This window comes from Streptomyces sp. NPDC046759, assembly GCF_040645475.1.
Classification (GTDB): domain Bacteria; phylum Actinomycetota; class Actinomycetes; order Streptomycetales; family Streptomycetaceae; genus Streptomyces.
In genome coordinates this window covers 385,237-410,265 of the sequence record NZ_JBEYYJ010000001.1, presented here as the reverse complement: position 1 = coordinate 410,265, position 25,029 = coordinate 385,237, and the positions used below count along the sequence as shown (strand labels likewise).

The following is a 25,029-nucleotide window of genomic DNA, read 5'->3' as shown; positions in this document are numbered from 1 at the left end:
CCAGGTACACGATGCCCAAGTCGCCGACGAAGACCCGGCCACGAACGGTGGCCGCCCTGATGAACAGCGCCCGCACACTGTTCATCGAGCGCGGCTACCACGCAACCTCCATAAGCGACATCTGCGGGCACGCCAACCTGACCCGCGGCGCCTTCTACTCCAACTACCGGAGCAAGGAAGACCTGTTCCTCGCGCTCTACGACACCGAGACCGACCGTATCCTCGGCAATCTCGAACGTGCCGCGCACGACGACGCCGGCGGCGAGTCCGCGGCCCGGCGAGTCCTCGAACTGCTCGCCACCCACCGCCGCGATGACGAGCAGTGGTTCCTCGCCTCCATGGAGTTCACCCTTCACGCCGGGCGCAATCCCGGCATCGCCGCCGAGCTGGCGCCCCGCGAGGACCGTCTCATCGCCGGTATGGTCCGAATCCTCTCCGGCCTCCTTCACGACACCGCACCGCAAGACAGGCGCGACATCGCCCTTCTGGTCACCGCGATGCACGAGGGGATCACCGCACGGGAAATCATTCACGGCGCGTCGGCCGTCGCGTTCCGCGAACGCATCATCCCCCGCGTGCTGAGCGCCATCACCGCAGGCTGATCACTGCCGGCGCCGTACTCCTCGTACGGCCGTACTCCTCGTACGCGCGGCGGGTCCCGCCCGGCTCAGCCGCGGTCCTTCTCGCCGAGGATCTCCGCGAGGTCGTAGCGCACCGGCTCCTCCAGCTGGGCGTAGGTGCAGCTCTGCGGTGTACGGTCCGGCCGCCAGCGGCGGAAGCGGGCGGTGTGCCGGAAGCGCCGGCCGCTCTCCATGTGGTCGTAGGCCACCTCGGCGACCCGCTCGGGCCGGAGCGGCACCCAGGACAGGTCCTTCTTGCCGGACCAGCGGCTCGGCGCACCCGGCAGCCGGGCCGTCTCGTGGGCGGCCTCGTCCGACCAGGCCGCCCAGGGGTGCCCGGCCACGTCGTCCATGCGCAACGACTCCAGCTCCTGCACCAGTTCGGCCCGCTTCTTCATCGAGAAGGCGGCCGACACGCCCACGTGCTGGAGCCGCCCGTCGCCGTCGTACAGGCCGAGCAGCAGGGAGCCCACCACCGGCCCGCTCTTGTGGAACCGGTACCCGGCCACCACGACGTCCGCCGTCCGCTCGTGCTTGATCTTGAACATGGCCCGCTCGTCCTGCAGATAGCGCAGGTCGCGCGGCTTGGCGACCACCCCGTCGAGGCCGGCGCCCTCGAACTGCTCGAACCACCGCTGCGCCACCTCGATGTCCGTCGTCGCAGGCGCCACATGGACCGGCGGTGTCGCGCCGGCGAGCGCCCGCTCCAGCAGGGCCCGCCGATCGGTCAGCGGTACGTCGAGCAGGGACTGGTCGTCCAGGGCGAGCAGGTCGAAGGCGACGAAGGAGGCGGGTGTCCTCTCGGCCAGCATCCGCACCCGTGAGTCGGCCGGGTGGATCCGCTCGGTCAGCGCGTCGAAGTCCAGATGGCCGTCCCGCGCGATGACGATCTCCCCGTCCAGCACGCACCGCGCGGGCACCCGCTCCTCGAGCGCCTCGACCAGCTCGGGGAAATATCTGGTCAAGGGCTTTCCCGTGCGGCTGCCCAGCTCGACGTCGGCGCCGTCCCGGAACACGATCGAACGGAAGCCGTCCCACTTCGCCTCGTAGTGCATGCCGGGCGGGATCCGCGCCACGGACTTGGCGAGCATGGGTTTCACGGGCGGCATCACCGGCAGATCCATGCTCCGATTCTGCTCGCATACGCGGCGTGGCGCCCGGTGTGCGAGCTGTGCGGCGTGCGCCTACCGTGGCCGCATGGGTGCTGCGGTGGAACTGGAGGTGGCCGGCCGGACCGTACGGCTGTCCAGCCCGGACAAGGTCTTCTTCCCGGAGCGGGGCTTCACCAAGCTGGACCTCGCGCGCTATTACGTCGCCGTCGGCCCCGGCATCCTGCGCGCGCTGCGCAACCGCCCCACCACCCTGGAGCGCTACCCGGACGGGGTGGGCGGCGAGTGGTTCTTCCAGAAACGCGCCCCGAAGGGCATGCCCGGCTGGATCCCGACCGCCCACATCACCTTCCCGAGCGGCCGCAGCGCCGACGAGATGTGTCCCACCGAGCAGGCCGCCGTCGTCTGGGCCGCTCAGTACGGCACGCTCACCTTTCACCCCTGGCCGGTGCGCGCCGCGGACGTCGACCACCCCGACGAACTCCGCATCGACCTCGATCCGCAGCCCGGCACCGACTATGACGACGCGGTCCGCGCCGCGCACGAACTGCGCGCCGTCCTGGACGAGTTCGGCGGACTGCGCGGCTGGCCGAAGACCTCCGGCGGCCGGGGCCTGCACGTGTTCGTCCCGATCGAACCGCGCTGGACCTTCACCCAGGTGCGCCGCGCCGCGATCGCCGTCGGCCGGGAGATGGAACGCCGGATGCCGGACCAGGTGACGATCAAGTGGTGGAAGGAGGAGCGGGGCCGCCGTATCTTCCTCGACTACAACCAGACGGCGCGCGACCGCACCATCGCCTCCGCTTACTCCGTACGCCCCCGCCCCGACGCCCCCGTCTCGGCGCCCCTGCGCTGGGAGGAGGTCGGCGTCGCCCGCCCGGCCGACTTCGACCTCGCCACCATGCCGGCCCGCTTCGCCGAGCTCGGCGACGTGCACGCCGACATGGACGACCACGCCTACTCCCTGGACGCCCTGCTGGAGCTGGCCCGCCGCGACGAGCACGACCACGGCCTGGGCGATCTGCCCTACCCGCCCGAGTACCCGAAGATGCCCGGCGAGCCCAAGCGCGTCCAGCCGAGCCGGGCCCGGCCGGGGTCCACGTCCTGAAGGCGTGGCCGCATCGGGCACGCCGCCGTCCTCGCACCCGGCCGGCCCGACCGGAGGCGACCCCGTCGGTCACTGCGGGGGCGGCCCGACTGCCCGGGCCGACCGACAGAGCGCTTCCGCGCCCTGGACGAGCGGCCCGCCCGCCCGACCGGTCCGGCCCACTGGTTTGGCCCCACGGGCCCGGCCCACTGGTTTGGCCCCGCCGGCCCGCGGTTCGGCCCACTGGTGTGGCCGGACGCAGCGCCGGGCCCCCGGGGGGAGGAGGCAGGAGGGAGGATCCGGTCGCGGCGGCCGAGCGGGGCGCCGCCGGGGCCCGTCAGCCGCTGTTCCGCCACCACTTGCACGGCCTCCCGGCCTCCCGGCCAGTCGGCATTCGGCAATCGGCGGTCGGCGAGTCGGTCGTGATCGCCGCCGTACCCGCCGAGAAACATGGCGCCACCCGCACCAGGACCGGTACCGGCACCAGGACCGGTACCCGCACCAGGACCGGCACCCGAACCACGAGGACCGGCACCCGAACCGGGACCCGGCACCAGCACCAGCACCGGCACCCCCGCCGGCCGGCGGCGCGAGCCCCTAACCAGCCTTGAGGCAAGCCCCCGTCGCGGCGCGGACGGCGCGTTCACCACGCGGTTATCCTGACCGGCAGCCGCCGATGAGGAGTCCCGAAGTGACCGAGGCAGTGTCGCGTCCCACGCTGGAGGCCGTGGCCGCGCGGGCCGGTGTGTCCCGGGCCACCGTGTCGCGGGTCGTCAACGGCGGCGACGGGGTGCGCGAACCCCTGGCCGAGCGGGTCCGGCAGGCCGTGGCGGAGCTGGGGTACGTTCCCAACCAGGCGGCGCGCAGCCTCGTCACCCGGCGGCACGACGCCGTGGCGGTCGTCATCGCCGAGCCCGAGACACGGGTCTTCGCCGACCCCTTCTTCGCGCTGCAACTGCGGGGCATCAGCAAGGAACTGACCGCCCAAGACAACCAGTTGGTGCTGCTGCTCACCGAGGGCCGTGACGATCACGCCCGCGTGGCCCGGTATCTCGCCGGAGGCCATGTCGACGGCGCGCTCGTCTTCTCGCTGCACCTCGACGACCCGCTGCCCGGTCTCATCCACGACGCCGGCGTGCCCACCGTCTTCGGCGGACGGCCCGGCTGGGGCGACGAAGGCCGGGCGGCCGCCGCCGCGCGTCCGGCACGGGCGGCGGGAATTCCGGGCGTGGCGTACGTCGACTGCGACAACCGGGGCGGGGCCCGCGCGGCCGTACGGCATCTGGTCGGCCTCGGCCGCCGCCGCATCGCGCACCTCACCGGCCCCCTGGACCAGACGTCGGCGGTGGACCGGCTCGACGGCTACCGGGATGTCATGAACGAGATACCGGGCGGGAACGATCCCCGGCTCGTGGTGGAGAGCGACTTCACCCCGGCCGGGGGCGAACGCGCCATGCGGGAACTCCTCGACCGCTGCCCGGACGCGGACGCCGTGTTCGCCGCCAACGACCTCACCGCGCTCGGTGCCCTGCGCGTGCTGCGTGCGAGCGGCCGGCGAGTGCCCGGGGACGTGGCCGTGATCGGATTCGACGACATGCTGCCCGTCGCCGAAGAGGCCGATCCACCCCTGACGACGGTCCGTCAGGACATCGAGGAGATGGGGCGTTTGATGGCCCGCCTGCTGCTGCGTGGGCTGTCCGACGGCCGCGACCGGACCGGAGCCACTGCGGAGCGGGCTGCCGCCGGCGGCGTGATCCTCCCGACCACGCTGATCCGACGGGCGTCCGCCTAGTGCTGCGGCCGGAAAGGTCACCGGCTCGCGACACCCGGCACGGGACCTCGCCGCGTTGTCGCCTCACCCGGGTACATCCCGTACGCGGGCGACGCTCCGCCTTGCGATGCTCCCCCAGTGCCTGAAGGGCGTGGGAGGTGCCCCCGGCACCGGACGCCGCGAGCCTTCCGGCACACCTTTCCGGTCACAGCACCAGCCGCCGCGCGGGCGGCCCCGGCCCGGTGGGCCGACCGGCTCAGCCTTGCTGCGGCTCGCTCCTGATCACCGCGAAGCGGGCGCCGTAGGGGTCGGTGAACTTGGCCATGCGGCCGACACCCTCCATCGTCGTCGCCGGCATGCGCACCGTCCCGCCGAGCTGCTGGACCTTGTCGACCGCGGCGTCGGTGTCCTCGACCTCGAAGTACGGCAGCCAGCACGGGCCGCCCTCGGCCTCGGACGGGGCATCGGCCAGCGGCACGATGCCGCCGAACATCGCGTCGTCCCCGCCCTCCGCCGGGTTGACGCACGTGTACGTGCCGCCCGGGAACGGCACGGCTGAGGTCTCCAGGCCCAGCACCCGGTGGTAGAAGGCGGCGGCCGCCGCGACGTCCGGGGTGTACAGCTCGACCCAGCACAGCGCACCCGGCTCGTTCGCCACGTCGACGCCCCTGGTCTGCCCGGGCTGCCAGATGCCGAACGGCACGTGTGCCTGGTCGGCGAGTACGGCCATGTGGCCCTGGCCCATCACGTCCAGCGGCTGGACCAGCACACTGCCATGGGCCTGTTCGACGGACTTGGCCGTGGCCTGGGCGTCCGCGGTCTGGAAGTACACCGTCCACGCCGGCGGGCCCTGCTCGGGGCCGGACTGCATGCCGCCCGCGACGGTCCTGCCGCCCAGCTGGAAGAATCCGTAGCCTCCGGCGTCCGGCCCCGCCGACTGGAACTGCCAGCCGAAAAGACCGCCGTAGAAGGAGATGGCGCCGTCGATGTCCGGGGTGCCGATGTCGATCCAGTTAGGGGCGCCGTCGACGAAACGGGTGGTGAGCATCTTCGCCCTCCTCGAAAGGGGTCCCGTCCTCTGCACTGCCGAGTCTGGCACCGCCCACTGACAAACGCCGCCGGAAGACCGCGACGCGCCGGACCTGATCGCACCCTCACCCTGGGTGACCGGACGCGTTCCGCGGGTTTCCGCGGCGCCCCGCGCGCCGCCGTGCGCCCGTGCGAGGCGGGGGAGGATCATCGGGGTGGCCGGAGGCCCCGCCGGCGGCGTTGACCCGGCGTTGATCGAACGTTTTTCGCCGAGCGACACGATCCTGCTCATGCACTCCGAAACGATCAACCCGGCCGACGACACCTGGAAGGCGCAGGCCCTGTGCGCGCAGACCGGGCCGGACTTCTTCTTCCCCGAGCCCGGCAGCTCGGTACGCGAGGCGAAGCGCATCTGCGCCATGTGCGAGCTGCGGCCGGCCTGCCTGGACTACGCGCTGGCCAACGACGAGCGCTTCGGCGTCTGGGGCGGCCTGTCCGAGAAGGAGCGCCTCGCCCTCCGGCGGACCTCGAATTGAACTCCTGCCGCGCACTCCGGGCGGACCTCGCGTTGAACTCCTGCCGCGCACCCCGGCGGACGCCCCGCTGAAGACCTGCCGCGTACGCCGGCGGACCCCCGCTGAACCGCTCCGGTCGGCCCATGGGCCGCGACGGGGTCTGCGGTTAAGATCCAGAGGCGCGTCCGGACGTAGCGCAGAGGCAGGCGCACCCGCATGGCATGCGGGACACACCGGTTCGAATCCGGTCGTCCGGACGCGTCTCGGGGTCCTGCGGAGCAGAGGCAGACTCGCCTCCTGCTCAGGCGGTCACGCCGGCTGGAATCCGGTCGGGACCACCGCGGTGCGACGGAATGGGGCGGGCGGGACGGATGGGCGAGGCGACCGGGAAGACGAGCACCGGGACCGCGGACCGGCCCGTCGGAACCCGGGCCGCAGACAGCACCGCACACCGGGCCGGGAACACCGCCAGAGACCCCGCCGGTGACACGGTCACCGAGGCGGAGCCGGTGGTCACCGAGGCGGAACTGGCGGCCTTCCACCAGGTGGTGGGCAAGCTCCGCGCGCTGCCCGAGGACGACCCGGTGCGGCTGCGGGCCGAACAGGTCGCCGCCTCCTTCGCCCGCGACGGCAGGCTCAGGCGCCGCAGGGCGCGCGGCGCGCAGGCGTCGGCGGCCGACGCGGCGGCCATGGCAGCGACGGCCACCGGAGCCCTCGACCGGCGCGAGGACGCCCCCCTCGGCGAGGCCGGCGCCGAAGGCGTCTTCCGCAAGCCGCGCACCTGTTACGTCTGCAAGTCGCCCTATCGACAGGTCGACTCGTTCTATCACCGGCTCTGCCCGCGCTGCGCGGCCGACAACACGGCCCGCCGCGCCCTGAGCACCGACCTGACCGGCCGCCGTGTCCTGCTCACCGGAGGCCGGGTGAAGATCGGCTTCCAACTGGCCCTGATGATGCTCCGCGACGGTGCGGAGGTGCTGGTCACCACGCGTTTCCCGCACGACACCATGCGTCGCTTCCGGGCCGCCGCGGGCAGCACGCGCCGGCTGGAGCGGCTGACCGTCATCGCCGTCGACCTGCGCGACCCGCGCCAGGTCCTCGGCCTGTGCGAGGACCTCAGGCGGCAGGGCCGGCCGCTCGACGTCCTGGTGAACAACGCGGCCCAGACGGTGCGCCGGCCACCCGAGTCGTACGCGCTGCTCGCCGCCGGGGAAGCCGACGCACTGCCCCACGGTGCCCGGCAGGCGCCCGGTTTCGCACCGATGCGGACGCTGCCCGGCTCGGCCGCCGCCCTGCCCGTGCTGCTGCGCGAGGCCGACGAGGCCGGTCTGCTGCCCGACCCGTCCCCGCAGAACTCCTGGTCGGCCCGGCTGGGCGCGCTGGACCCGGCCGAGGTGCTGGAGACCCAACTGGTCAACGCGCTCGCCCCGGCCCTGCTGTGCGACGGGCTGCTGCCGCTGTTGCTCGCCTCGCCGCACCCGCGCCGCTACGTGGTCAACGTGACCGCCGTGGAGGGCCGCTTCGCCGTCCGCAACAAGACGGCCGGTCACCCGCACACCAACATGGCCAAAGCCGCCCTGAACATGCTCACCCGCACCAGCGCCGGCGAACTCGCCGCGCAGGGTGTGCACATGTGCGCGGTGGACACCGGCTGGATAACCGACGAGAACCCGGCACCGAAGAAGACCCGCATGGCGCGCGCCGGATTCCGCACGCCCCTGGACGTGGTCGACGGGGCGGCCCGGGTGTACGACCCGATCGTGCGCGGCGAGGCCGGTGACCCGGTGTCGGGCGTGTTCCTGAAGGACTACCGGGAGGCGGCATGGTGAGCGCGGGGACGAGCGGCGAGCCAGCGACCGGGTTCGCCGGGGTTCCACAGGTCGTTCCGCGCCCGCTCGCCGACCTCGTGCCCCTGCTGGACTGGCTGCGTGCCGGACGCCCGGCCGGGCAGCGGCTGGACTTCGCGGCCGGTACGGCTCTGCCGGACGGGCGGCTCGACCTGTGCAAACAGGCCGTCGGGGCGCAGGGCGCCGCGCTGATCGCCGGTGCCCTGGCCCAAGGGCCCTCTCCGGTACGGCATCTGCTGCTCGGCACGGATGCGCTCGGTGACGACGGCGCCGCCGCCGTGGCCGGGGCGGGCACGGCCGTCGAGACCCTCTATCTGGGCTGCAACGGCATCACCGCGGCCGGTGCCTGCCGGATCGCCGATCAGCTGCGCGCCTCCCCCCAGGTCGTCACGGGCGTCTGGCTCAAGCGGAACCCGCTGGGCGGCGCAGGTGGGCAGGCGGCCGCCGAACTCATCGAGTCGGCGCGCAGCTTGCGCACCCTCGACCTGGTGCAGACCGGGCTGGACCCGGCGGGCCTTGCCGTTCTCGCCGACGCGCTGCTGGCCGCGGCCGACGGCGGACGCCGCATCGAACGGCTCTTCGTCGGCGGCAACCCGCTGGGGGAGCCGGGCGCCCAGGCGCTGGCCGAGGTGGTCGCCGCCGGCGCGGTCGACGAACTGTACGTCTCCGCCGCTCGGCTGGGGGACGCCGGCGCCCTGCGACTGGCCGCGGCGCTGGACCGCGCCCCGCACGGGCGGCTCACCCGGCTGTCCGCGGCCGGCAACGGCATCGGCCCGCGAGCCGCCGCCCGGCTGGTGGCTGCCGCCGCCACGGCCGGGGTCACCCTGCTCGACCTGGGCCGGGTCCGGGCCGCCGCGGTTCTCGCGGCCGAGGACAACCGGCTGGACCTCACCGCCACCGACGCCATCGGCCGTGCCCTCGCGGGCGCCGAGCACCGCCTGAGCCATCTCGTCCTCGCCCACACCGGCATGCGCAGCCGCGAGGCCCACCGCCTCCTCGACCACGCAGTCCACGCACCCACCGCCACCCGCTACCGCCTCGGCACCGGCATCGCCGCCAGCGTCAAGCGCCGCCTCGCCGACCTCAGTTCCCACGTCCCCGAGCCCGAGGTCCCGGCCGACGTGATGGCCGTCCGCAGCGTGCACCGCACCGCACCACCGCGCGGCGCCGGATGACCGGCAGGGCGCGGTCCGCCGCGGCCCGTGCTCGTGAACACCTGCGTCCAGAACCGCTGCCGCTTCTCCGACGCCCCCTCAGCGGTCTGCCCTCGAAGCGGTCGATCGGAGCGGTGGGCGGCGCGGGCGCGTACACGCCGTCGCCGAGGTGCACCGTGCCCCTCGCCGGCAGCAGTTCGCGCCGGGGCGCTGCGAGGACTTTCAGGCCGTTCGGGAGCGCGGCAGGCCCGTCCACCCCGGATCCGTGCCGCGGTCCGCTCGTCGACGAGCCTCACAAGGAAGCCGACGGCCTGTGCCGCCCTGGTGCGAGCCCGCATGCGGGCACGATGCCGAAGGCCGTGGACGGGCCGCACGAGGGTTGCCGCCCGCGGATGCGAGACGGGTGCGCGGGACCGCCGCCCGGCCGTGTCGGTCAGGCTTCCGCGCGCGCCGCCATCCGCGCCTTGCGTGCGGCCAGCTTCTCGTCGAACTTGGAGGCCTCCGCGTTCAGCCCGCCCATGAACAGGCCGAGTTCCTCCTGCGCCTGACGCCCCTCGGCGCCGAGCCCGTCGATCTCCATGACCTTCAGGAAGCGCAGCACGGGCTGCAGCACGTCGTCGTGGTGGATGCGCAGGTTGTACACCTCGCCGATGGCCATCTGCGCGGCGGCCCGCTCGAAGCCGGGGATGCCGTGTCCGGGCATGCGGAAGTTCACCACGACGTCCCGCACCGCCTGCATGGTCAGGTCGGGGGCCAGCTCGAACGCGGCCTTCAGGAGGTTGCGGTAGAAGATCATGTGCAGGTTCTCGTCGGTCGCGATGCGGCCCAGCATGCGGTCACACACCGGGTCGCCGGACTGGTGACCGGTGTTGCGGTGCGAGATCCGGGTGGCCAGTTCCTGGAAGGCGACGTAGGCGACCGAGTGGAGCATCGAGTGCCGGTTGTCGGACTCGAACCCTTCGCTCATGTGTGCCATACGGAAGCGTTCCAGCTTGTCCGGGTCCACCGCGCGCGAGGTGAGCAGATAGTCGCGCATCACGATGCCGTGCCGGCCCTCCTCGGCCGTCCAGCGGTGCACCCAGGTGCCCCAGGCGCCGTCGCGGCCGAAGAGCGAGGCGATCTCGTGGTGGTAGCTCGGCAGGTTGTCCTCGGTGAGCAGGTTGACCACGAGCGCGATACGGCCGATCTCGGTCACCTCGGACTGGTCCTTGTCCCAGGCCTCCCCGTCCTCGAACAGGCCGGGGAAGTTGCGGCCGTCGCTCCACGGCACGTACTCGTGAGGCATCCAGTCCTTGGCTACCTTCAGATGCCGGTTCAGTTCGTTCTCGACCACTTCCTCCAGCGCGAAGAGCAGCCGCGCGTCGGTCCATGCGGACGGGCTGCCGAGGTGAGGAGAGGTGATCGTCACGGGAACTCCAGGGGGACGCCGAACAACGGGGAGGCATGAGGGCGGTCCGGCGAGCGGTGCCGGAACCTACGTGATCGTAGGCTACGAAGCCGTAGGTTACGAAGCCGTAGGTTAAGGCCTCCGTAAAGGCTGCTGATCAGCGGGGCCGGACCGGCCGCCGCGGCGCACGGCCGCGCGGTTTCCCCGGCACTGCCCCGACATCGAGGACGGCCCCGGGCCCGCGGATCCCGGGACCTTCAGCGTGAGGGAACCACCCGTCAGGCGTACAGCTCCCGCAGCCGCACCGAGAGACACGTCACACATCCCTCGAGCTTCTCGAACTCGCTGATGTCCACCGCGACCACCTCGTGGCCGAGATCGGTCAGCATCTCCGCGGTCATCGGGGCGCTCGCCGCCAACAGCAGCTTGTGCCCGCCGAGCAGCACCACGTGCGAGCCGGACTCCTCCGGTACGGACAGGAAACCGGGGAACAACGACGGCCGGTCGACCTTCGGGATGTGCCCGATCACCGTGCCGTCGGGCAGCGCGGTCACCGCCGACTTCAGGTGCAGCACCTTGCTCACCGGCACGGCCACCACGCGCGCGCCCAGCGGCTCGAAGGCGGCCCGCACCTGCTGCACACCGGCCGCGTTGGTCCGCCCGCCGCGGCCCACGTACACCGTGTCGCCGACCTTCAGGACGTCACCCCCGTCCAACGTGCCCGGATCCCAGATCCAGTTCACCGAGCAGCCGAGGCGGGCCACCGCCTCCTCCACGCCGACCGTCTCCGCGCGCCGGGACTCCGCGCCCGGCCGGGTGATCAGCGCCACGTTCTTGTACATGACGACGGTGTCCTCGACGAACACCGAGTCCGGGCAGTCGTCCTCCGGGTCGACCTCGATGGTCTCCCAGCCGTGCGTGCGCAGGGCCTCGGCATAGGCCTCCCACTGCTCGACGGCGAGCCCGAAATCGACCTTCTCCCGCTCGATGTGCGTCACCAGGCCTTCGGCGAGGCGGTGGCTGGGGCGGCGGACGAGGGCCTTCTTGCTGGGCACGAGGGGCCTTTCGAATCGGTGGTGCGGTGGCCGGCGCCGGTGAACGCGGCGCCGGTCCGCCATCATGCAGTCCGCTCCGGCCAGGACAAAACCCCCGTCGTCAGGCTGTGCCTCTCCTGAGACGTCACCCGTCGCACGGCGCACACGGCGCACACGGCGCACACGGCGCACACGCTCCACCGTCGCCGGTCCCGCGCCCCGAGCGGCCGGTGCAGCCGTGCCACGCGGCACTCCGGGCAGACATCTTCGGGCAAGCCCCGCGAACCACCCGTGTCGTACCGAGGACTTGCAGGCCCTAGGCGGGATACTCGGCATCCTCCGGCGCGATCTCCTTCAGCTCTCCCTCCTCCATCAGCAGCCAGCGGGTGATGCCGATCGCCTCCAGGAACGGCAGGTCGTGGCTGGCCACGAGCAAGGCGCCCTCGTACGACTCCAGGGCCGAGGTCAGCTGCCGCACGCTCGCCATGTCGAGGTTGTTGGTCGGCTCGTCGAGCAGCAGCAGCTGGGGCGCCGGTTCGGCGAGCATCAGCGCGGCCAGGGCCGCCCGGAAGCGCTCACCGCCCGACAGGGTGGCCGCCTGCTGGTCGGCCCGTGCGCCCCGGAACAGGAAGCGGGCGAGGCGCGCCCGGATCCGGTTGTTGGTGGTGCCCGGCGCGAACCGGGCCACGTTCTCGGCGACCGTCAGCGCGTCGTCCAGCACGTCCAGCCGCTGCGGCAGGAAGCGCAGCGGGACGTGCGCCCGCGCCTCGCCGGCCACCGGTGCCAGCTCCCCGGCGACGGTGCGCAGCAGCGTCGTCTTGCCGGCGCCGTTCCGGCCGACCAGCGCGACCCGCTCCGGGCCGCGCAGGTCGAGGATCCCCTTGACCCGCGCCCCGTAGGCGATCGCCAGGTTCTCCAGGGTGAGCACCTGCCGGCCGGGCGGCACGGCCGTGTACGGCAGGTCGACACGGATCTCGTCGTCGTCCCGTACCGCCTCCACCGCCTCGTCCAGGCGTTCCCTGGCCTCGGCGAGCCGCTCCTCGTGCATGATGCGGTGCTTGCCCGCCGACTCCTGGGCGGCGCGTTTGCGGGCCCCCATGACGATCTTCGGTTCGCGCTTCTGCTCGAACATCTTCTGCCCGTACCGTTTGCGGCGGGTCAGCTTGACCTGGGCGTCGGCGAGTTCGCGCTTCTGCTTGCGCACATCGGCCTCGGCGACGCGCACCATCCGCTCGGCCGCCTCCTGCTCGAGGGCCAACACCTCCTCGTAGGCCGAGAAGTTGCCGCCGTACCAGGTGACCTCCCCGCAGCGCAGGTCCGCGATCCGGTCGACCAGGTCGAGCAGTTCCCGGTCGTGGCTGACCACGACCAGCACGCCCGGCCACGCGGCCACGGCCTGGTACAGCCGGCGGCGCGCGTACAGGTCGAGGTTGTTCGTGGGCTCGTCCAGCAGCAGCACGTCCGGCCGGCGCAGCAGCAGCGCGGCCAGCCGCAGCAGCACCGACTCGCCGCCGGAGACCTCGCCGACGGTGCGGTCCAGGCTGATGTGACCGAGACCGAGTTCGCCGAGCGTGACCAGGGCGCGTTCCTCGACGTCCCACTCGTCACCGAGCGTCTCGAAGTGCTCCTCGGCCACGTCGCCCGCCTCGATGGCGTGCAGCGCCGCACGCCGTTCGGCGATGCCGAGGGTCTGGTCGACGCGGAGGGCGGTGTCGAGGGTGACGTTCTGCGGGAGGTAGCCGACCTCGCCGGCCACCTTGACGGTGCCGGCGGCCGACGGGAGTTCGCCGGCCAGGAGCTTCAACAGGGTCGACTTTCCCGACCCGTTGACGCCGACGAGTCCGGTACGGCCGGATCCGAAGGCGATGTCGAGGCCGTCGAAGACGGCGGTGCCGTCGGGCCAGGTGAAGGACAGGGACGTACAGGTGAGGGAAGCTGACATGAGGGCCTCGCGAGGTTTTCGTGCGGTCGGGTGGGCGCATGTCGAGACACCGCGAGGCGGGAACCGAAGAGTCGTGGGGCACGGAAGAGGCCATGAGAAAAGGCCTGTGCCGGAGGACGGCTCGGACGCCGAGGTCGCATGCCGCGCACACCTCAACCGGTGCGACGCGATGCCTCAGGACCTCAGACGAGCAACGTCCTTCTCCAATCGACGGCAACAGGACCGATATACACCGTAGGAACGGGCGTGAGCGCTGTCAACGCAATTGAAGCGGCCCCGACCGGCTGTGTTCCGCCCCGGTGCTCCGGCGTTTCGGGAGCGGGCCTCGAGGCCGGCTACGCAGCGGACCCGGCCGGGGTCGCCGACACCGTCCGGGCCGTGCTGCCCGCGGGCGCGGTCGGCGTCAACATCGAGGGCGCCCGGCACGAGCAGGGCGGCGAGCCGCTGCTGCCCGTCGTCGAGCAGGCCGAGCGACTGGCCGCGGCCCGCGCGGGCGCCGACGACGCGGGCGTACCGCTGGCCGTGAACGCGCGGATCGACACGTTCCTGCACGGGGCGGGGGAGCGGACGCCACCCTGGAGCGGGCCGCGGCCTTCCGCACCGCGGGCACCGACGGGATCTTCGTCCCCCGGGGCCGTCGACCCGGGGGACGGTGAAGGAGCTGGTCGCGGGCATCGACGGCCCGGTCGACGGGACGGTCTTTCCAGGCGCGCCGTCCGTCGCCGAGCCGGCGTCCCTCGGCGGCGCCCGGATCAGCGCGGGCTCCGGGCTCGCCCGGGCCGTCCACGCCCTGGTCAGCCGCCGCTCGGGAGCTGCTGGAGGCGGGGACGTACGGGGCGCCGGCCGGCGGTTACGACTACGGCGAGCTCAACGAGCTGCTCACGCGCGCGTAGCGCCCGGCCGGGTACGCCGCCTCACGCGCGCGTGAGGCGGCGTACCCGGCCGGGTGTGCGGCTTCACGCGCGCGTGGCGTTCAGCAGGCGTCCCCCATCAGCTCGGCCAGGTCGTGGTCCAGGTCGAGCTGGAGGTGTTCGAGGCCGACGGGCACGAGTTCGTTGGAGGCCTCCAGGAAGTGCCGGATCTCGCCCGAGCGCACGTGCACGACCGCGGTGCCCTCGGGGGCGTGGAACTCCAGCACGGTGCGGTCGTAGCCGTACGGCCGCACCCGGACGTCCCCGTGGCCCTCGGGTCCGTGCAGCCCGGCCGTGAGCAGCTCGCGGGAGAAGGTCCAGCACACGTCGACCCCTTCGAGGGTGGCCGGGGCCGGGAAGGTCATGACGACGGCGAACGGATCGCGCCGGTCGTAGCGCAGCGTGGCGGGAATGCTCGGCATGCGCGGTGCGGCGGCGACGAGCCGGGCCTCTACGGGCTGCTCGATGACGGTGGACAACGCCTTGCTCCCTCGTGACGGCTGGACTACGTCCGGGTGTGCGGCACCCGGCAATGGAAGAGACGACGGATCCGGCCGATCCGTGCACACGCATCACGAGTGACCTCGGTCACCGCCTTCATGCACACCGGGACACCAGTCGTTTTCGCCCGCGAAGCCGGGCAGTTGGGCTCTGGACGGCGGCGGGCCGGTCGGCTAGCTTCGCCCGCCATGAGGCGCTTGGGGAGCACGCGACGCAGAGGACGCATGGGCAGGCTGGTGGCGGCGGGGGCGGCGTGCGGGGCGGCGCTGGCCGCGCTGACGGTGCCGTCGGCCGAGGCCGGGCCCCTCGGGCAGGGGCGTCCGCACTGGACGCCGAAGGACCCGGGCACCCCGCAGGTGCGTTTCCGCGGCCTCGCCGCCGTCGACCGGCGCACCGCCTGGCTGGCCGGCACCGGCGGCACGGTGCTGCGCACCACGGACGGCGGGACGAGCTGGCGAAACGTCTCCCCGGCGGGCGCGGGAGACCTGCAGTTCCGCGACGTCGAGGCGTTCGACGCGCGGCGCGCGGTGGTGCTGGCCATCGGCGAGGGCGAGGCGTCCCGCGTGTACCGCACCGCCGACGGCGGGGCGACCTGGACGGAGTCCTTCCGCAACACCGACCCGAAGGCGTTCTACGACTGTCTCGCCTTCTTCGACCGGCGGCACGGCCTCGCGATGAGCGACCCCGTGGACGGAAGGTTCCGCATCCTGTCCACGAGCGACGGCGGCCGCTCCTGGCGGGTACTGCCCTCGGCCGGCATGCCGCCCGCCCTGGACGGCGAGGCGGGCTTCGCCGCGAGCGGCCAGTGCCTGGTCACCTCGGGCCCCGAGGACGTCTGGCTGGCCACCGGCGGCGGCGCCCACGCGCGCGTGCTGCACTCCGCCGACCGCGGACTGACCTGGACGGCCGCGGAGACACCGGTCCCGGCCGGCGATCCGGCCAGGGGCGTCTTCGCCCTCGCGTTCCGCGACCGCGCCCACGGCCTCGCCGTGGGCGGCGACTACCGCCCCGACCAGCCCTCGCCGCAGGCCGCGGCGGTCACGGCCGACGGCGGCCGCACCTGGACCTCGGCCGCCACGCCCCCGCCCGCCTACCGTTCGGGGGCCGCCTGGCTGCCGCACAGCCGCACCGCCGCGCTCGCGGTCGGCCCCACCGGCACCGACCTCACCACCGACGCCGGACGCACCTGGCGCACCATCGACAGCGGCTCGTACGACACGGTGGCCTGCACGCCCGACCTCAGCTGCTGGGCGGCCGGTGAGCAGGGGAGGGTGGCACGCCTGGAACGCTGAGGTAGGCGCCCGGAACCCGGGGTACTCGTGTCCCGCCGAACAGGGCCTTCGCGAGAGCTCTCGCGAAGGTCCGCCACAGATGAAGGGAGCGATCATGCCGGCCGGCTCCAGCGCCAAGCGCGAGCGTCAGTACGAGCACATCAAGAAGAGCGCACAGGATCGGGGCGAGAGCGCGGGACGCGCCAAGGAGATCGCCGCACGGACGGTCAACAAGGAACGCGCCCGCTCCGGCGAGTCCAAGACCGCGAGCCGCAGCTCGACGCAGGACATGTCGTCGAGCAAGCGCGGCGGTCAGCGGTCCGGCAACCGGGTCGGCTCCCAGGGCCCGACCCGCGATCAGCTCTACAACGAGGCGAAGCAGCGCGGCATCGAAGGCCGTTCGCACATGAACAAGGACGAGCTGCAGCGCGCGCTCAACGCAGAGAAGGGATGAGCGGCGACCGTCACTCCGGCGTCTGCCGGTGGCGGGCCAGCTCCGGAACCGTCTTCGTGGCGAGGAACTCCGTGACGCGATAGGTGCACACGCCGCCGACGTGGAACGGATCGCCCGCGACGATCTCCTCGATCCGGGCGCGGTCCTCGGCGACGGCGAGGATCACCCCGCCGTCCCGGGGGCTCTTGCGCCCGGACGCCAGGAACAAGCCCTTCTCGTACTGCTCCTCGAGCCATGCCACGTGGTCCGGCAGCAGCGCGTCGACGGCGTCGAGAGGTGCGGTGTACGTCAGCTCCAGTACGAACATGATCATGAGCCTACCCCTGTGCTCCGGCGGTCCGGCGCGGTTCCGTACAGTCGACCTCACCATGACGACCGTAGGCGTACCCGCGGGCTGGCCCGCGACCGAGGAAGAGGCCCGCGCGGTACAGGACGAGCTGCGCGGGCGGGTGGTGCTCGACGAGCGGGGACCGGAGCCGGGCACGGGTCATGTCACCGGGGTCGACGTCGCCTACGACGACGGCCTCGACCTGGTCGCCGCGGCGGCCGTCGTGCTGGACGCCGCCACCCTGGAGGTGGTGGCCGAGGCGACGGCCGTCGGCCGGGTCTCCTTCCCGTACGTGCCCGGCCTCCTCGCCTTCCGTGAGATCCCCACCGTCCGGGCCGCCCTGGAGCGGCTGCCGTGCCCGCCCGGCGTGGTCGTCTGCGACGGGTACGGCCTGGCCCATCCGCGTCGCTTCGGCCTCGCGAGCCACCTCGGTGTGCTCACCGGACTGCCGGTCTTCGGTGTCGCCAAGAACCCCTTCACCTTCACCTATGGCGACCCCGGCCGGGAGCGGGGCCGCTGTGCCCCGCTGCTCGCCGGAAGCGAGGAGGTCGGACGCGCGCTGCGCACCCGGGACGGCGTCAAGCCGGTCTTCGTCTCCGCCGGCCACCGGGTGAGCCTGGACAACGCTCTCGCCCACACCCTGGCCCTGACTCCGCACTACCGGCTGCCGGAGACCACGCGCCGTGCGGACGCCCTGTGCCGCCGGGCGCTGAGGGAGGCCGCACGAGGCGTCGCAGGGGGAGCCCGGGAAGCGACGACGCGCCAGGCGCCGACCTCCTGATACGCCGAGTCGTGGGCCGGGCCGTCTCCGGGTTCGAGGGCGTAGTGGCAAAGCTCCCGCCCAGTCTGCCTCCGTCGTTTCATTGGAGGACCGGGTACGACTTCTGCTGCGGTGGCCCAGGCAAGCCGGGACTCGGGTGCGTGAAAGTCTCAAAGGGCGGAGGAGATGTCCGGGTCGACGGCCGCCACCCGGAAGACGATCCCCGCGGCACGCAACCGCTCGGTCAGGGCGTCGCCCATGGCCTGCGCGGTGGTGACCTGCCCGGACGTGGACGGCAGGTCGTCGAAGGCCAGGCTGAGGGCCGCCTCTGCGAACATCTTCGCCGTCTCGTCGTAGCCGGGGTCGCCGCCCGCGACCTCCGTGAACACGCGCCGCCCGCCGCCCTCGCCGACGAAGCGCACCGAGAACCGGCTCCTCGCCCGCCGCTCCGCGCTCGGGCCGTCCCCCGGCTGCAGCCGGCCCGACAGCCAGCGCCGCGCGGGCGGCAGCTGGGCGGCCGCCAGCACCGCGCCGACGGCGGCGACCCCGCCGACGGCGACCGGCAGGCGCCGCACCGCCGCGTAGTGCCGGTAGCGGAAATCGGGGCCGTACCGCTCCAGTGCCTTCGCCGAGCGGCGCACGATCTGCGGGTCGACGGTCGGCAGCGGCAGCGCCCACGCGCCGACCTCCGGGGCGAACCGGGGCAGGCCCGTCGGTGCCGCGACCCGGCGCGCCATCAGCCGGGGTTCGTGTCGGCCCCGTTCGCGCGCGGCGGCCAGCAGCTGCCGAGCACGGGAGAACTGGTTGAGCGCCGAGGCCAGGGTGCCGCCGGAGAAGGCGGCGTCGGCGGTCACGTATCCGTCCACCGTCAGCGGTACGCCCTCCGGCAGCTGCCGGACGGTGAAGTACACCCCCAGGTCGTGGGGGACGGAGTCGAAGCCGCAGGCGTGCACCAGGCGCGCGCCCGTCTCCCGCGCGCGCGTGTCGTGCCGGACGTACATCAGGTCCACGAACTCCGGCTCGCCGGTCAGGTCCAGGTAGTCGGTCCCGGTGTCCGCGCAGGCGGCGACCAGTTCCTCGCCGTGGAGCACGTACGGCCCGACGGTCGTGGCCACCACGCGCGCGTGCCCGGCGAGGGCGCGCAGACTCGCGGGATCGGTCACGTCGGCCCGCAGCACGCCGATGCCCGTCCCGCCGGGCAGGCGCCGGCGCAGCCGCTCCAGCTTCCGTTCGTCGCGGCCGGCCACCGCCCAGCGCAGGTCCTCGGGCGCGTGCGCGGCCAGGTACTCCGCCGTGAGCGTGCCGACGAAGCCGGTGGCTCCGAAAAGCACGAGGTCATAGGGACGATCCGTCCTTTTCATCCTGCTCATGACACCCCTTCGTCCCGCAGCCCGCGCCGCTGTCGGTGGCTGAGGCTAGCGTGAGGAGTGCGAGGGACGACGACCAGCCCGGAGGCAGTGGTGGCCGCAGCCAGGAATGCCGTGACCAAGCGGGAGAAAGTGTGCGGGTTCGCTCTCCGTCTGCCGGGCGGCGCCACCGGGGAGTTCCCGTCCGCCCACGCGCCGACCGTCTGCGGCGTCCGGCGCGCCGGTCACGGGCCGGGCAGGGTGGGCTGGACCCCCAGCGTGCCCGGCGGCCGGCCCGGCGCGCCCCCCTCTCACTCTCCTGGGTGATCCGCGCCGTCCCGGGCACTTGGCTAAGCGCTTGCTCGTTGGGCCTTGTGTCCGGTGGAACACGTTCTTAGCATCACCGGTGTTACATCAGTTGTGTCACACACGCTTGGGAGCTGGACGCATGACGACGGCAAAGACGCCGGCGACGCCGGGCAGCGGTCCGCTCTCCGGCGTGCGCGTGGTCGAACTGGCCGGCATCGGACCGGGACCGTTCGCCGCCATGCTCCTCGCGGACCTGGGGGCCGACGTGGTCCGGGTGGACCGGCCGGGCGGCCCCGGCCTCGGGATCGACCCCGCGTACGACGTCACCAACCGCAACAAGCGCTCGATCGTCGTCGACCTCAAGGCGCCGGACGGCCCCGCGCGCGTGCTGGACCTCGCAGAGCGGGCCGACATCCTCGTCGAGGGCTACCGCCCGGGCGTCGCCGAGCGGCTCGGCGTCGGCCCCGAGGACTGCCACGCCCGCAACCCCCGCCTCGTCTACGGCCGCATGACCGGCTGGGGCCAGGACGGCCCCCTGGCCGACCGTGCCGGCCACGACGTGGCCTACATCGCGCTCACCGGCACCCTCGGCATGACCGGCCGCCCGGACGAGCCGCCGGTCTTCCCCGCCAACCTCCTCGGCGACTACGCGGGCGGTGCCCTCTACCTGGCCGTCGGAGTCCTCGCCGCCCTCCACCACGCGCGCGCGACCGGCACCGGACAGGTCGTCGACGCCGCCATCGTCGACGGCGCGGCCCACCTGTCCGCGATGATCCACGGCATGCTCGCGGCCGGCGGCTGGCAGGACCGCCGGGCGGCCAACCTCCTCGACGGCGGCTGCCCCTACTACGGCACCTACGAGACCGCCGACGGCAAGCACATGGCGGTCGGCGCCCTGGAGGGGCGGTTCTACGCGGAGTTCCTGCGCCTGCTCGGCCTGGACGACCTGGAACCGGCCCACAAGGACTGGACCCGCTGGGGCGAGCTGCGCGAGCGCGTCGCCGCCCGCTTCCGGTCCCGCACCCGGGACGAGTGGACGGCCGTCTTCGAGGGGACCGACGCCTGTGTGGCCCCCGTGCTGTCCCTGCGCGAGGCCCCGCACCATCCGCACCTGGCCGCCCGCGGCACCTTCACCGACCACGCCGGCATCACCCAGCCCGCCCCCGCCCCCCGCTTCTCCGCCACCCCCACCTCGGTGCGCACCGGCCCCGCCCTGCCGGGCGCGGACACGCAGGCGGTCGTGCGGGACTGGGGGATACCCGCACCCGTGACGGACGGCCCGGTCACCGCCGCCGACTGACCCCGCCCACCCTGCTCGGCCCACCCTCCCGAAAGGCACACCAGTGAGCACCGAAGCGTACGTGTACGACGCGATCCGCACCCCGCGCGGCCGCGGCAAGGCGAACGGCGCCCTGCACGGCACCAAGCCCATCGACCTGGTCGTCGGACTCATCCACGAGATCCGCAACCGCTTCCCCGGCCTCGACCCGGCCGCCATCGACGACATCGTGCTCGGTGTCGTCGGACCGGTGGGCGACCAGGGCTCCGACATCGCCCGGATCGCAGCGATCGCCGCCGGACTGCCCGACACGGTCGCGGGCGTGCAGGAGAACCGCTTCTGTGCGTCAGGTCTGGAGGCCGTCAACCTCGCCGCCGTCAAGGTCCGTTCCGGCTGGGAGGACCTGGTCCTCGCCGGCGGTGTCGAGTCCATGTCCCGGGTTCCGATGGCCTCCGACGGCGGCGCCTGGTTCAACGACCCGATGACCAACCTCGCCGTCAACTTCGTCCCGCAGGGCATCGGCGCCGACCTGATCGCCACCATCGAAGGCTTCTCCCGCCGCGACGTCGACGAGTACGCGGCCCTGTCCCAGGAGCGCGCCGCCACCGCCTGGAAGGAAGGCCGCTTCGACCGCTCGGTCGTCCCCGTGAAGGACCGCAGCGGCCTGGTCGTGCTCGACCACGACGAGCACCTGCGCCCCGGCACCACCGCCGACTCCCTCGCCAAGCTCAAGCCGTCGTTCGCGGACATCGGAGAGCTGGGCGGCTTCGACGCCGTCGCGCTGCAGAAGTACCACTGGGTGGAGAAGATCGACCACGTCCACCACGCGGGCAACTCCTCCGGCATCGTCGACGGCGCCTCACTGGTCGCGATCGGCTCCAGGGAGGTCGGCGAGCGCTACGGCCTCACCCCCCGCGCGCGGATCGTCTCCGCGGCGGTCTCCGGCTCCGAGCCCACGATCATGCTGACCGGACCGGCCCCCGCCGCCCGCAAGGCCCTGGCGAAGGCCGGCCTCACCATCGACGACATCGACCTGGTCGAGATCAACGAGGCGTTCGCCGCGGTCGTGCTGCGCTTCGTCAAGGACATGGGCCTCACCCTGGACAAGGTCAACGTCAACGGCGGCGCCATCGCCCTCGGCCACCCGCTCGGCGCGACCGGCGCGATGATCCTCGGCACCCTCGTGGACGAACTGGAGCGCCAGGACAAGCGCCGCGGCCTCGCCACCCTGTGCGTCGGCGGCGGCATGGGTATCGCCACCATCGTCGAGCGCATCTGAACTCCCTGCGGAACCCCCAGACTTCAACGGAGACGACTGTCATGACCGAGAGCACCACCATCCGCTGGGAGCAGGACGACACCGGTGTCGTCACCCTCGTCCTGGACGACCCGAACCAGTCCGCGAACACCATGAACCAGGCGTTCCGCGACTCCCTGGCCGCGATCACCGACCGTCTGGAGGCCGAGAAGGACTCCATCCGGGGCATCATCTTCGCCTCCGCGAAGAAGACCTTCTTCGCCGGCGGCGACCTGCGCGACCTGATCCGGGTGACGCCCGAGACCGCCCAGGACCTGTTCGACGCCGGGCTCGCCATCAAGCGCAACCTGCGCCGGATCGAGACCCTGGGCAAGCCGGTCGTCGCGGCGATCAACGGCGCCGCCCTGGGCGGCGGTTTCGAGCTGGCACTCGCCTGCCACCACCGGGTGGCCCTCGACACCTCCGGCACGAAGATCGGCTGCCCCGAGGTCACCCTCGGCCTGCTCCCCGGCGGCGGCGGAGTCGTCCGCACCGTACGGCTGCTGGGCATCGCGGACGCGCTGCTGAAGGTGCTCCTGCAGGGGCAGCAGTACAACGCACGGCGCGCCCAGGAGAACGGCCTCGTCCACGAGGTCGCAGCCACGCCCGAGGAACTTCTCGCCAAGGCCCGCGCCTTCATCGACGCCAACCCCGAGTCCCGGCAGCCCTGGGACAGGCCCGGCTACAAGATCCCCGGCGGTACCCCCGCCAACCCGAAGTTCGCGGCCAACCTGCCGGCCTTCCCGGCCACCCTGCGCAAGCAGACGAACGGCGCGCCCTACCCGGCTCCCCGCAACATCCTCGCCGCAGCCGTCGAGGGCTCGCAGGTGGACTTCGAGACCGCCCAGGTCATCGAGGCCCGCTACTTCGTGGAGCTGGCCGCCGGACAGACCTCGAAGAACATGATCCAGGCCTTCTTCTTCGACCTCCAGGCCGTCAACTCCGGCGCCAACCGGCCGAAGGGCATCGAGCCCCGCCAGGTCCGCAAGGTCGCCGTACTCGGCGCCGGCATGATGGGCGCCGGCATCGCCTACTCCTGCGCCCGCGCGGGCATCGAGGTCGTCCTGAAGGACGTGTCGCTGGAAGCCGCCGTCAAGGGCAAGGGCTACTCCGAGAAGCTGTGCGCCAAGGCCGTCGCCAAGGGCCGTACCAGCCAGGAGAAGGCCGACGCGCTGCTCGGCCGGATCACGCCCACCGCCGAGGTGTCCGACCTCGCGGGCTGTGACGCGGTGATCGAGGCCGTCTTCGAGGACACCGCGGTCAAGCACAAGGTGTTCCAGGAGATCGAGTCCGTCGTCGCCCCCGACGCGCTGCTGTGCTCCAACACCTCCACCCTGCCCATCACCACCCTCGCCGAGGGCGTGGAGCGCCAGGCCGACTTCATCGGGCTGCACTTCTTCTCGCCCGTCGACAAGATGCCGCTGGTGGAGATCATCAAGGGCGCCCGGACCGGCGACGAGGCCCTCGCCCGGGCCTTCGACCTGGTCCGGCAGATCAACAAGACGCCGATCGTCGTCAACGACTCGCGCGGCTTCTTCACCTCCCGGGTGATCGGCCACTTCATCAACGAGGGCGTCGCCATGGTCGGCGAGGGCCTCGAGCCCGCCTCGGTGGAGCAGGCCGCCGCCCAGGCCGGCTATCCGGCCAAGGTCCTCTCCCTGATGGACGAACTGACGCTCACCCTCCCGCGCAAGATCCGCAACGAGACGAAGCGTGCCGTGGAGGAGGCGGGCGGCACCTGGGCGCCGCACCCGGCGGAGGCGGTCATCGACCGCATGGTCGACGAGTTCGGCCGCCCCGGCCGCAGCGGCGGCGCCGGCTTCTACGACTACACCGAGGACGGCAAGCGGGCCCTGCTGTGGCCGGGCCTGCGCGAGCACTTCACCAAGCCGGGGTACGAGATCCCGTTCCGGGACATGCAGGAGCGGATGCTCTTCGCCGAGGCGCTCGACACCGTACGCCTCCTCGAGGAGGGCGTCCTGACCTCGGTCGCCGACGCCAACATCGGCTCGATCCTCGGCATCGGCTTCCCGGGCTGGACCGGCGGCGTCCTGCAGTACATCGACGGCTACGAAGGAGGCCTGCCCGGCTTCGTGGCCCGCGCGCGGGAACTCGCCGAGGCCTACGGTGAGCGCTTCGCCCCGCCCGCGCTGCTGGTGGAGAAGGCCGAGAAGGGGGAGCCGTTCAGCGGCTCAGTCCGTTCCTGACCAGGTGACCCACTCGCTCAGCTCTTCCCGCAGCGAGCGCTGGAACGTCGTCAGCAGCGCCTGCACCACCAAGGGGTGCATGTGCGCCGACAGGGACTTCACGTCCCGGGCGTCACGCTCCGCCACCTCGCCGCGGAAGAGCTGGGAGAGTTCGTGAGCCGCGGCGCGCGAGTGCTCGACGAGCACCTTGCGCGCCGCGAGGATCACCTCGTGCGACAGCGGCACGTCGAGCAGCTGCACACCGAGCCGGAGCAGCCCCGCATCGACCCGGAAGGTGTCGCCCTCCGCGTCCACGACGACGTTCATCGCCGCCAGCCGCTCCAGGTCCTCCGCGTCGAGCGGCCGCCCCGCCCGGCGCTCCAGCTCCTCCCGGGACACCGTGTCGACCGCGTCCGGCGCCCAGGAGGCGACCACCGCGCGGTGGATGGCCAGGTCGTGCGGGCTGAGGCCGGCAGGCAGCTGCCTGAGGTATCGCTCGATCGCCGCCAGGGTCATGCCCTGCTGCTGCAACTCCTCGATCAGGGCCAGCCGCGCCAGATGGTCCGGCCCGTAGTGCCCCACCCGGCGGGGGCCGATCACCGGAGGGGGCAGCAGCCCCTTGCTGCCGTAGAAGCGGACGGTGCGCACCGTGACGCCCGCCCGGGCAGCCAGCTCGTCGATGGTGAGGGGTGTGTCCGCAGCCTCGGTCGTCATGTGCAGCAGTATCGCTGTCTCACCAATGGTGTGAAACCTCCGGTGAACATCATGTGTACTCCGGGTTGATCGTGTGAGAAGTAACGCTCTGTGACGTGGGCCACCGCGTACCGGCGGATCCTTCTGGGAAGCTGCTGCCTTGGTCTGTGCCGCGACTCCACAGGGTGGTGCGGGCCGA

General features: G+C 72.7%; 21 protein-coding genes, 1 tRNA gene and 1 pseudogene. 14 read left to right on the top strand and 9 right to left on the bottom strand.

The features are described from left to right. Window positions 1–59: 59 nt before the first annotated feature. Window positions 60–602, top strand: a complete 543-nt coding sequence (locus ABZ919_RS01900; RefSeq protein ID WP_361241249.1) for a TetR/AcrR family transcriptional regulator — start codon at window positions 60–62, stop codon at window positions 600–602. A 65-nt stretch (window positions 603–667) separates the two neighbouring features. Here the strand turns inward: ABZ919_RS01900 and ABZ919_RS01895 are convergent, their stop codons facing one another. Continuing rightward, a complete protein-coding gene (locus tag ABZ919_RS01895) occupies window positions 668–1,744 on the bottom strand; it encodes an ATP-dependent DNA ligase (RefSeq protein ID WP_361241246.1) in 1,077 nt (358 codons plus the stop codon). A 73-nt stretch (window positions 1,745–1,817) separates the two neighbouring features. Here ABZ919_RS01895 and ligD point away from each other — a divergent pair, with 73 nt between their 5' ends. Together ligD and ABZ919_RS01885 are read left to right on the top strand one after the other, a co-directional pair. Beyond that, complete coding sequence (ligD, locus tag ABZ919_RS01890; protein ID WP_361241243.1) at window positions 1,818–2,837, top strand: non-homologous end-joining DNA ligase; 1,020 nt, start codon at window positions 1,818–1,820, stop codon at window positions 2,835–2,837. 670 nt (window positions 2,838–3,507) lie between these two features. Beyond that, window positions 3,508–4,608: a LacI family DNA-binding transcriptional regulator gene (locus ABZ919_RS01885; RefSeq protein WP_361241240.1), complete on the top strand. Its 1,101-nt coding sequence runs from the start codon at window positions 3,508–3,510 to the stop codon at window positions 4,606–4,608. 235 nt (window positions 4,609–4,843) lie between these two features. Here the strand turns inward: ABZ919_RS01885 and ABZ919_RS01880 are convergent, their stop codons facing one another. Further along, the gene (locus ABZ919_RS01880) at window positions 4,844–5,635 is read right to left on the bottom strand and encodes a VOC family protein (protein ID WP_361241237.1); all 792 of its coding nucleotides are present in this window, start codon (window positions 5,633–5,635) and stop codon (window positions 4,844–4,846) included. 271 nt (window positions 5,636–5,906) lie between these two features. Here ABZ919_RS01880 and ABZ919_RS01875 point away from each other — a divergent pair, with 271 nt between their 5' ends. The 4 genes from ABZ919_RS01875 to ABZ919_RS01860 all read left to right on the top strand — a co-directional run bounded on the left by ABZ919_RS01875 (window position 5,907) and on the right by ABZ919_RS01860 (window position 9,153). Beyond that, entirely contained in the window at window positions 5,907–6,152 is a 246-nt protein-coding gene (locus ABZ919_RS01875) for a WhiB family transcriptional regulator (protein WP_361241234.1), read from the top strand. Window positions 6,153–6,316: 164 nt separating this feature from the next. After that, window positions 6,317–6,388: transfer RNA gene (locus ABZ919_RS01870), tRNA-Ala, on the top strand. A 252-nt stretch (window positions 6,389–6,640) separates the two neighbouring features. Then, window positions 6,641–7,960 carry an SDR family NAD(P)-dependent oxidoreductase gene (locus tag ABZ919_RS01865; protein WP_361241805.1) on the top strand — a complete coding sequence of 440 codons (1,320 nt, stop codon included), beginning with the start codon at window positions 6,641–6,643 and terminating at the stop codon, window positions 7,958–7,960. Next, the gene (locus tag ABZ919_RS01860; RefSeq protein ID WP_361241231.1) at window positions 7,954–9,153 is read left to right on the top strand and encodes a ribonuclease inhibitor; all 1,200 of its coding nucleotides are present in this window, start codon (window positions 7,954–7,956) and stop codon (window positions 9,151–9,153) included. Before ABZ919_RS01865 ends, ABZ919_RS01860 begins: the two co-directional genes overlap by 7 nt. Window positions 9,154–9,565: 412 nt before the next feature. Here the strand turns inward: ABZ919_RS01860 and ABZ919_RS01855 are convergent, their stop codons facing one another. The 3 genes from ABZ919_RS01855 to ABZ919_RS01845 all read right to left on the bottom strand — a co-directional run bounded on the left by ABZ919_RS01855 (window position 9,566) and on the right by ABZ919_RS01845 (window position 13,495). Beyond that, window positions 9,566–10,540, bottom strand: a complete 975-nt coding sequence (locus tag ABZ919_RS01855; RefSeq protein ID WP_361241228.1) for an acyl-ACP desaturase — start codon at window positions 10,538–10,540, stop codon at window positions 9,566–9,568. Between the two features lie 257 nt (window positions 10,541–10,797). Next, on the bottom strand, window positions 10,798–11,574 hold the full coding sequence (gene ddaH, locus ABZ919_RS01850) for a dimethylargininase (RefSeq protein ID WP_361241225.1): 777 nt from the start codon (window positions 11,572–11,574) through the stop codon (window positions 10,798–10,800). Between the two features lie 295 nt (window positions 11,575–11,869). After that, a complete protein-coding gene (locus ABZ919_RS01845) occupies window positions 11,870–13,495 on the bottom strand; it encodes an ABC-F family ATP-binding cassette domain-containing protein (protein WP_361241222.1) in 1,626 nt (541 codons plus the stop codon). Between the two features lie 138 nt (window positions 13,496–13,633). Here ABZ919_RS01845 and ABZ919_RS01840 point away from each other — a divergent pair. Further along, window positions 13,634–13,996, top strand: a pseudogene (locus tag ABZ919_RS01840) (isocitrate lyase/phosphoenolpyruvate mutase family protein); the annotation flags it as partial. Between the two features lie 472 nt (window positions 13,997–14,468). Here ABZ919_RS01840 and ABZ919_RS01835 read toward each other — a convergent pair. Next, the gene (locus ABZ919_RS01835) at window positions 14,469–14,885 is read right to left on the bottom strand and encodes an SsgA family sporulation/cell division regulator (protein WP_361241220.1); all 417 of its coding nucleotides are present in this window, start codon (window positions 14,883–14,885) and stop codon (window positions 14,469–14,471) included. Between the two features lie 246 nt (window positions 14,886–15,131). On the opposite strand from ABZ919_RS01835, the gene ABZ919_RS01830 reads away from it, so the two are divergent. Both ABZ919_RS01830 and ABZ919_RS01825 read left to right on the top strand, forming a co-directional pair. After that, a complete protein-coding gene (locus tag ABZ919_RS01830; protein ID WP_361241217.1) occupies window positions 15,132–16,199 on the top strand; it encodes an oxidoreductase in 1,068 nt (355 codons plus the stop codon). Window positions 16,200–16,293: 94 nt separating this feature from the next. Continuing rightward, window positions 16,294–16,632 (top strand): plasmid stabilization protein, encoded by a 339-nt coding sequence (locus tag ABZ919_RS01825; protein WP_361241803.1) that lies wholly within the window; start codon window positions 16,294–16,296, stop codon window positions 16,630–16,632. Between the two features lie 10 nt (window positions 16,633–16,642). On the opposite strand, the gene ABZ919_RS01820 is transcribed toward ABZ919_RS01825, so the two are convergent. Continuing rightward, window positions 16,643–16,939, bottom strand: a complete 297-nt coding sequence (locus tag ABZ919_RS01820) for a YciI family protein (protein ID WP_361241214.1) — start codon at window positions 16,937–16,939, stop codon at window positions 16,643–16,645. Between the two features lie 61 nt (window positions 16,940–17,000). On the opposite strand from ABZ919_RS01820, the gene ABZ919_RS01815 reads away from it, so the two are divergent. Next, complete coding sequence (locus tag ABZ919_RS01815) at window positions 17,001–17,741, top strand: endonuclease V (protein ID WP_361241800.1); 741 nt, start codon at window positions 17,001–17,003, stop codon at window positions 17,739–17,741. Between the two features lie 149 nt (window positions 17,742–17,890). On the opposite strand, the gene ABZ919_RS01810 is transcribed toward ABZ919_RS01815, so the two are convergent. Beyond that, entirely contained in the window at window positions 17,891–19,090 is a 1,200-nt protein-coding gene (locus tag ABZ919_RS01810) for a saccharopine dehydrogenase NADP-binding domain-containing protein (protein ID WP_361241211.1), read from the bottom strand. A 424-nt stretch (window positions 19,091–19,514) separates the two neighbouring features. Here ABZ919_RS01810 and ABZ919_RS01805 point away from each other — a divergent pair, with 424 nt between their 5' ends. From ABZ919_RS01805 to ABZ919_RS01795, 3 genes are read left to right on the top strand one after another with little or no spacing between them, the layout of a single operon-like run. Further along, window positions 19,515–20,675, top strand: coding sequence for a CaiB/BaiF CoA-transferase family protein (locus ABZ919_RS01805; RefSeq protein ID WP_361241208.1), 1,161 nt, complete (start codon window positions 19,515–19,517; stop codon window positions 20,673–20,675). 43 nt (window positions 20,676–20,718) lie between these two features. Next, window positions 20,719–21,933 (top strand): acetyl-CoA C-acetyltransferase, encoded by a 1,215-nt coding sequence (locus tag ABZ919_RS01800; RefSeq protein ID WP_361241205.1) that lies wholly within the window; start codon window positions 20,719–20,721, stop codon window positions 21,931–21,933. A gap of 41 nt (window positions 21,934–21,974) precedes the next feature. Further along, complete coding sequence (locus ABZ919_RS01795) at window positions 21,975–24,158, top strand: 3-hydroxyacyl-CoA dehydrogenase NAD-binding domain-containing protein (RefSeq protein WP_361241202.1); 2,184 nt, start codon at window positions 21,975–21,977, stop codon at window positions 24,156–24,158. On the opposite strand, the gene ABZ919_RS01790 is transcribed toward ABZ919_RS01795, so the two are convergent. After that, window positions 24,144–24,851 (bottom strand): MerR family transcriptional regulator, encoded by a 708-nt coding sequence (locus tag ABZ919_RS01790; RefSeq protein WP_361241199.1) that lies wholly within the window; start codon window positions 24,849–24,851, stop codon window positions 24,144–24,146. The genes ABZ919_RS01795 and ABZ919_RS01790 overlap by 15 nt on opposite strands. Window positions 24,852–25,029 lie beyond the last annotated feature (178 nt).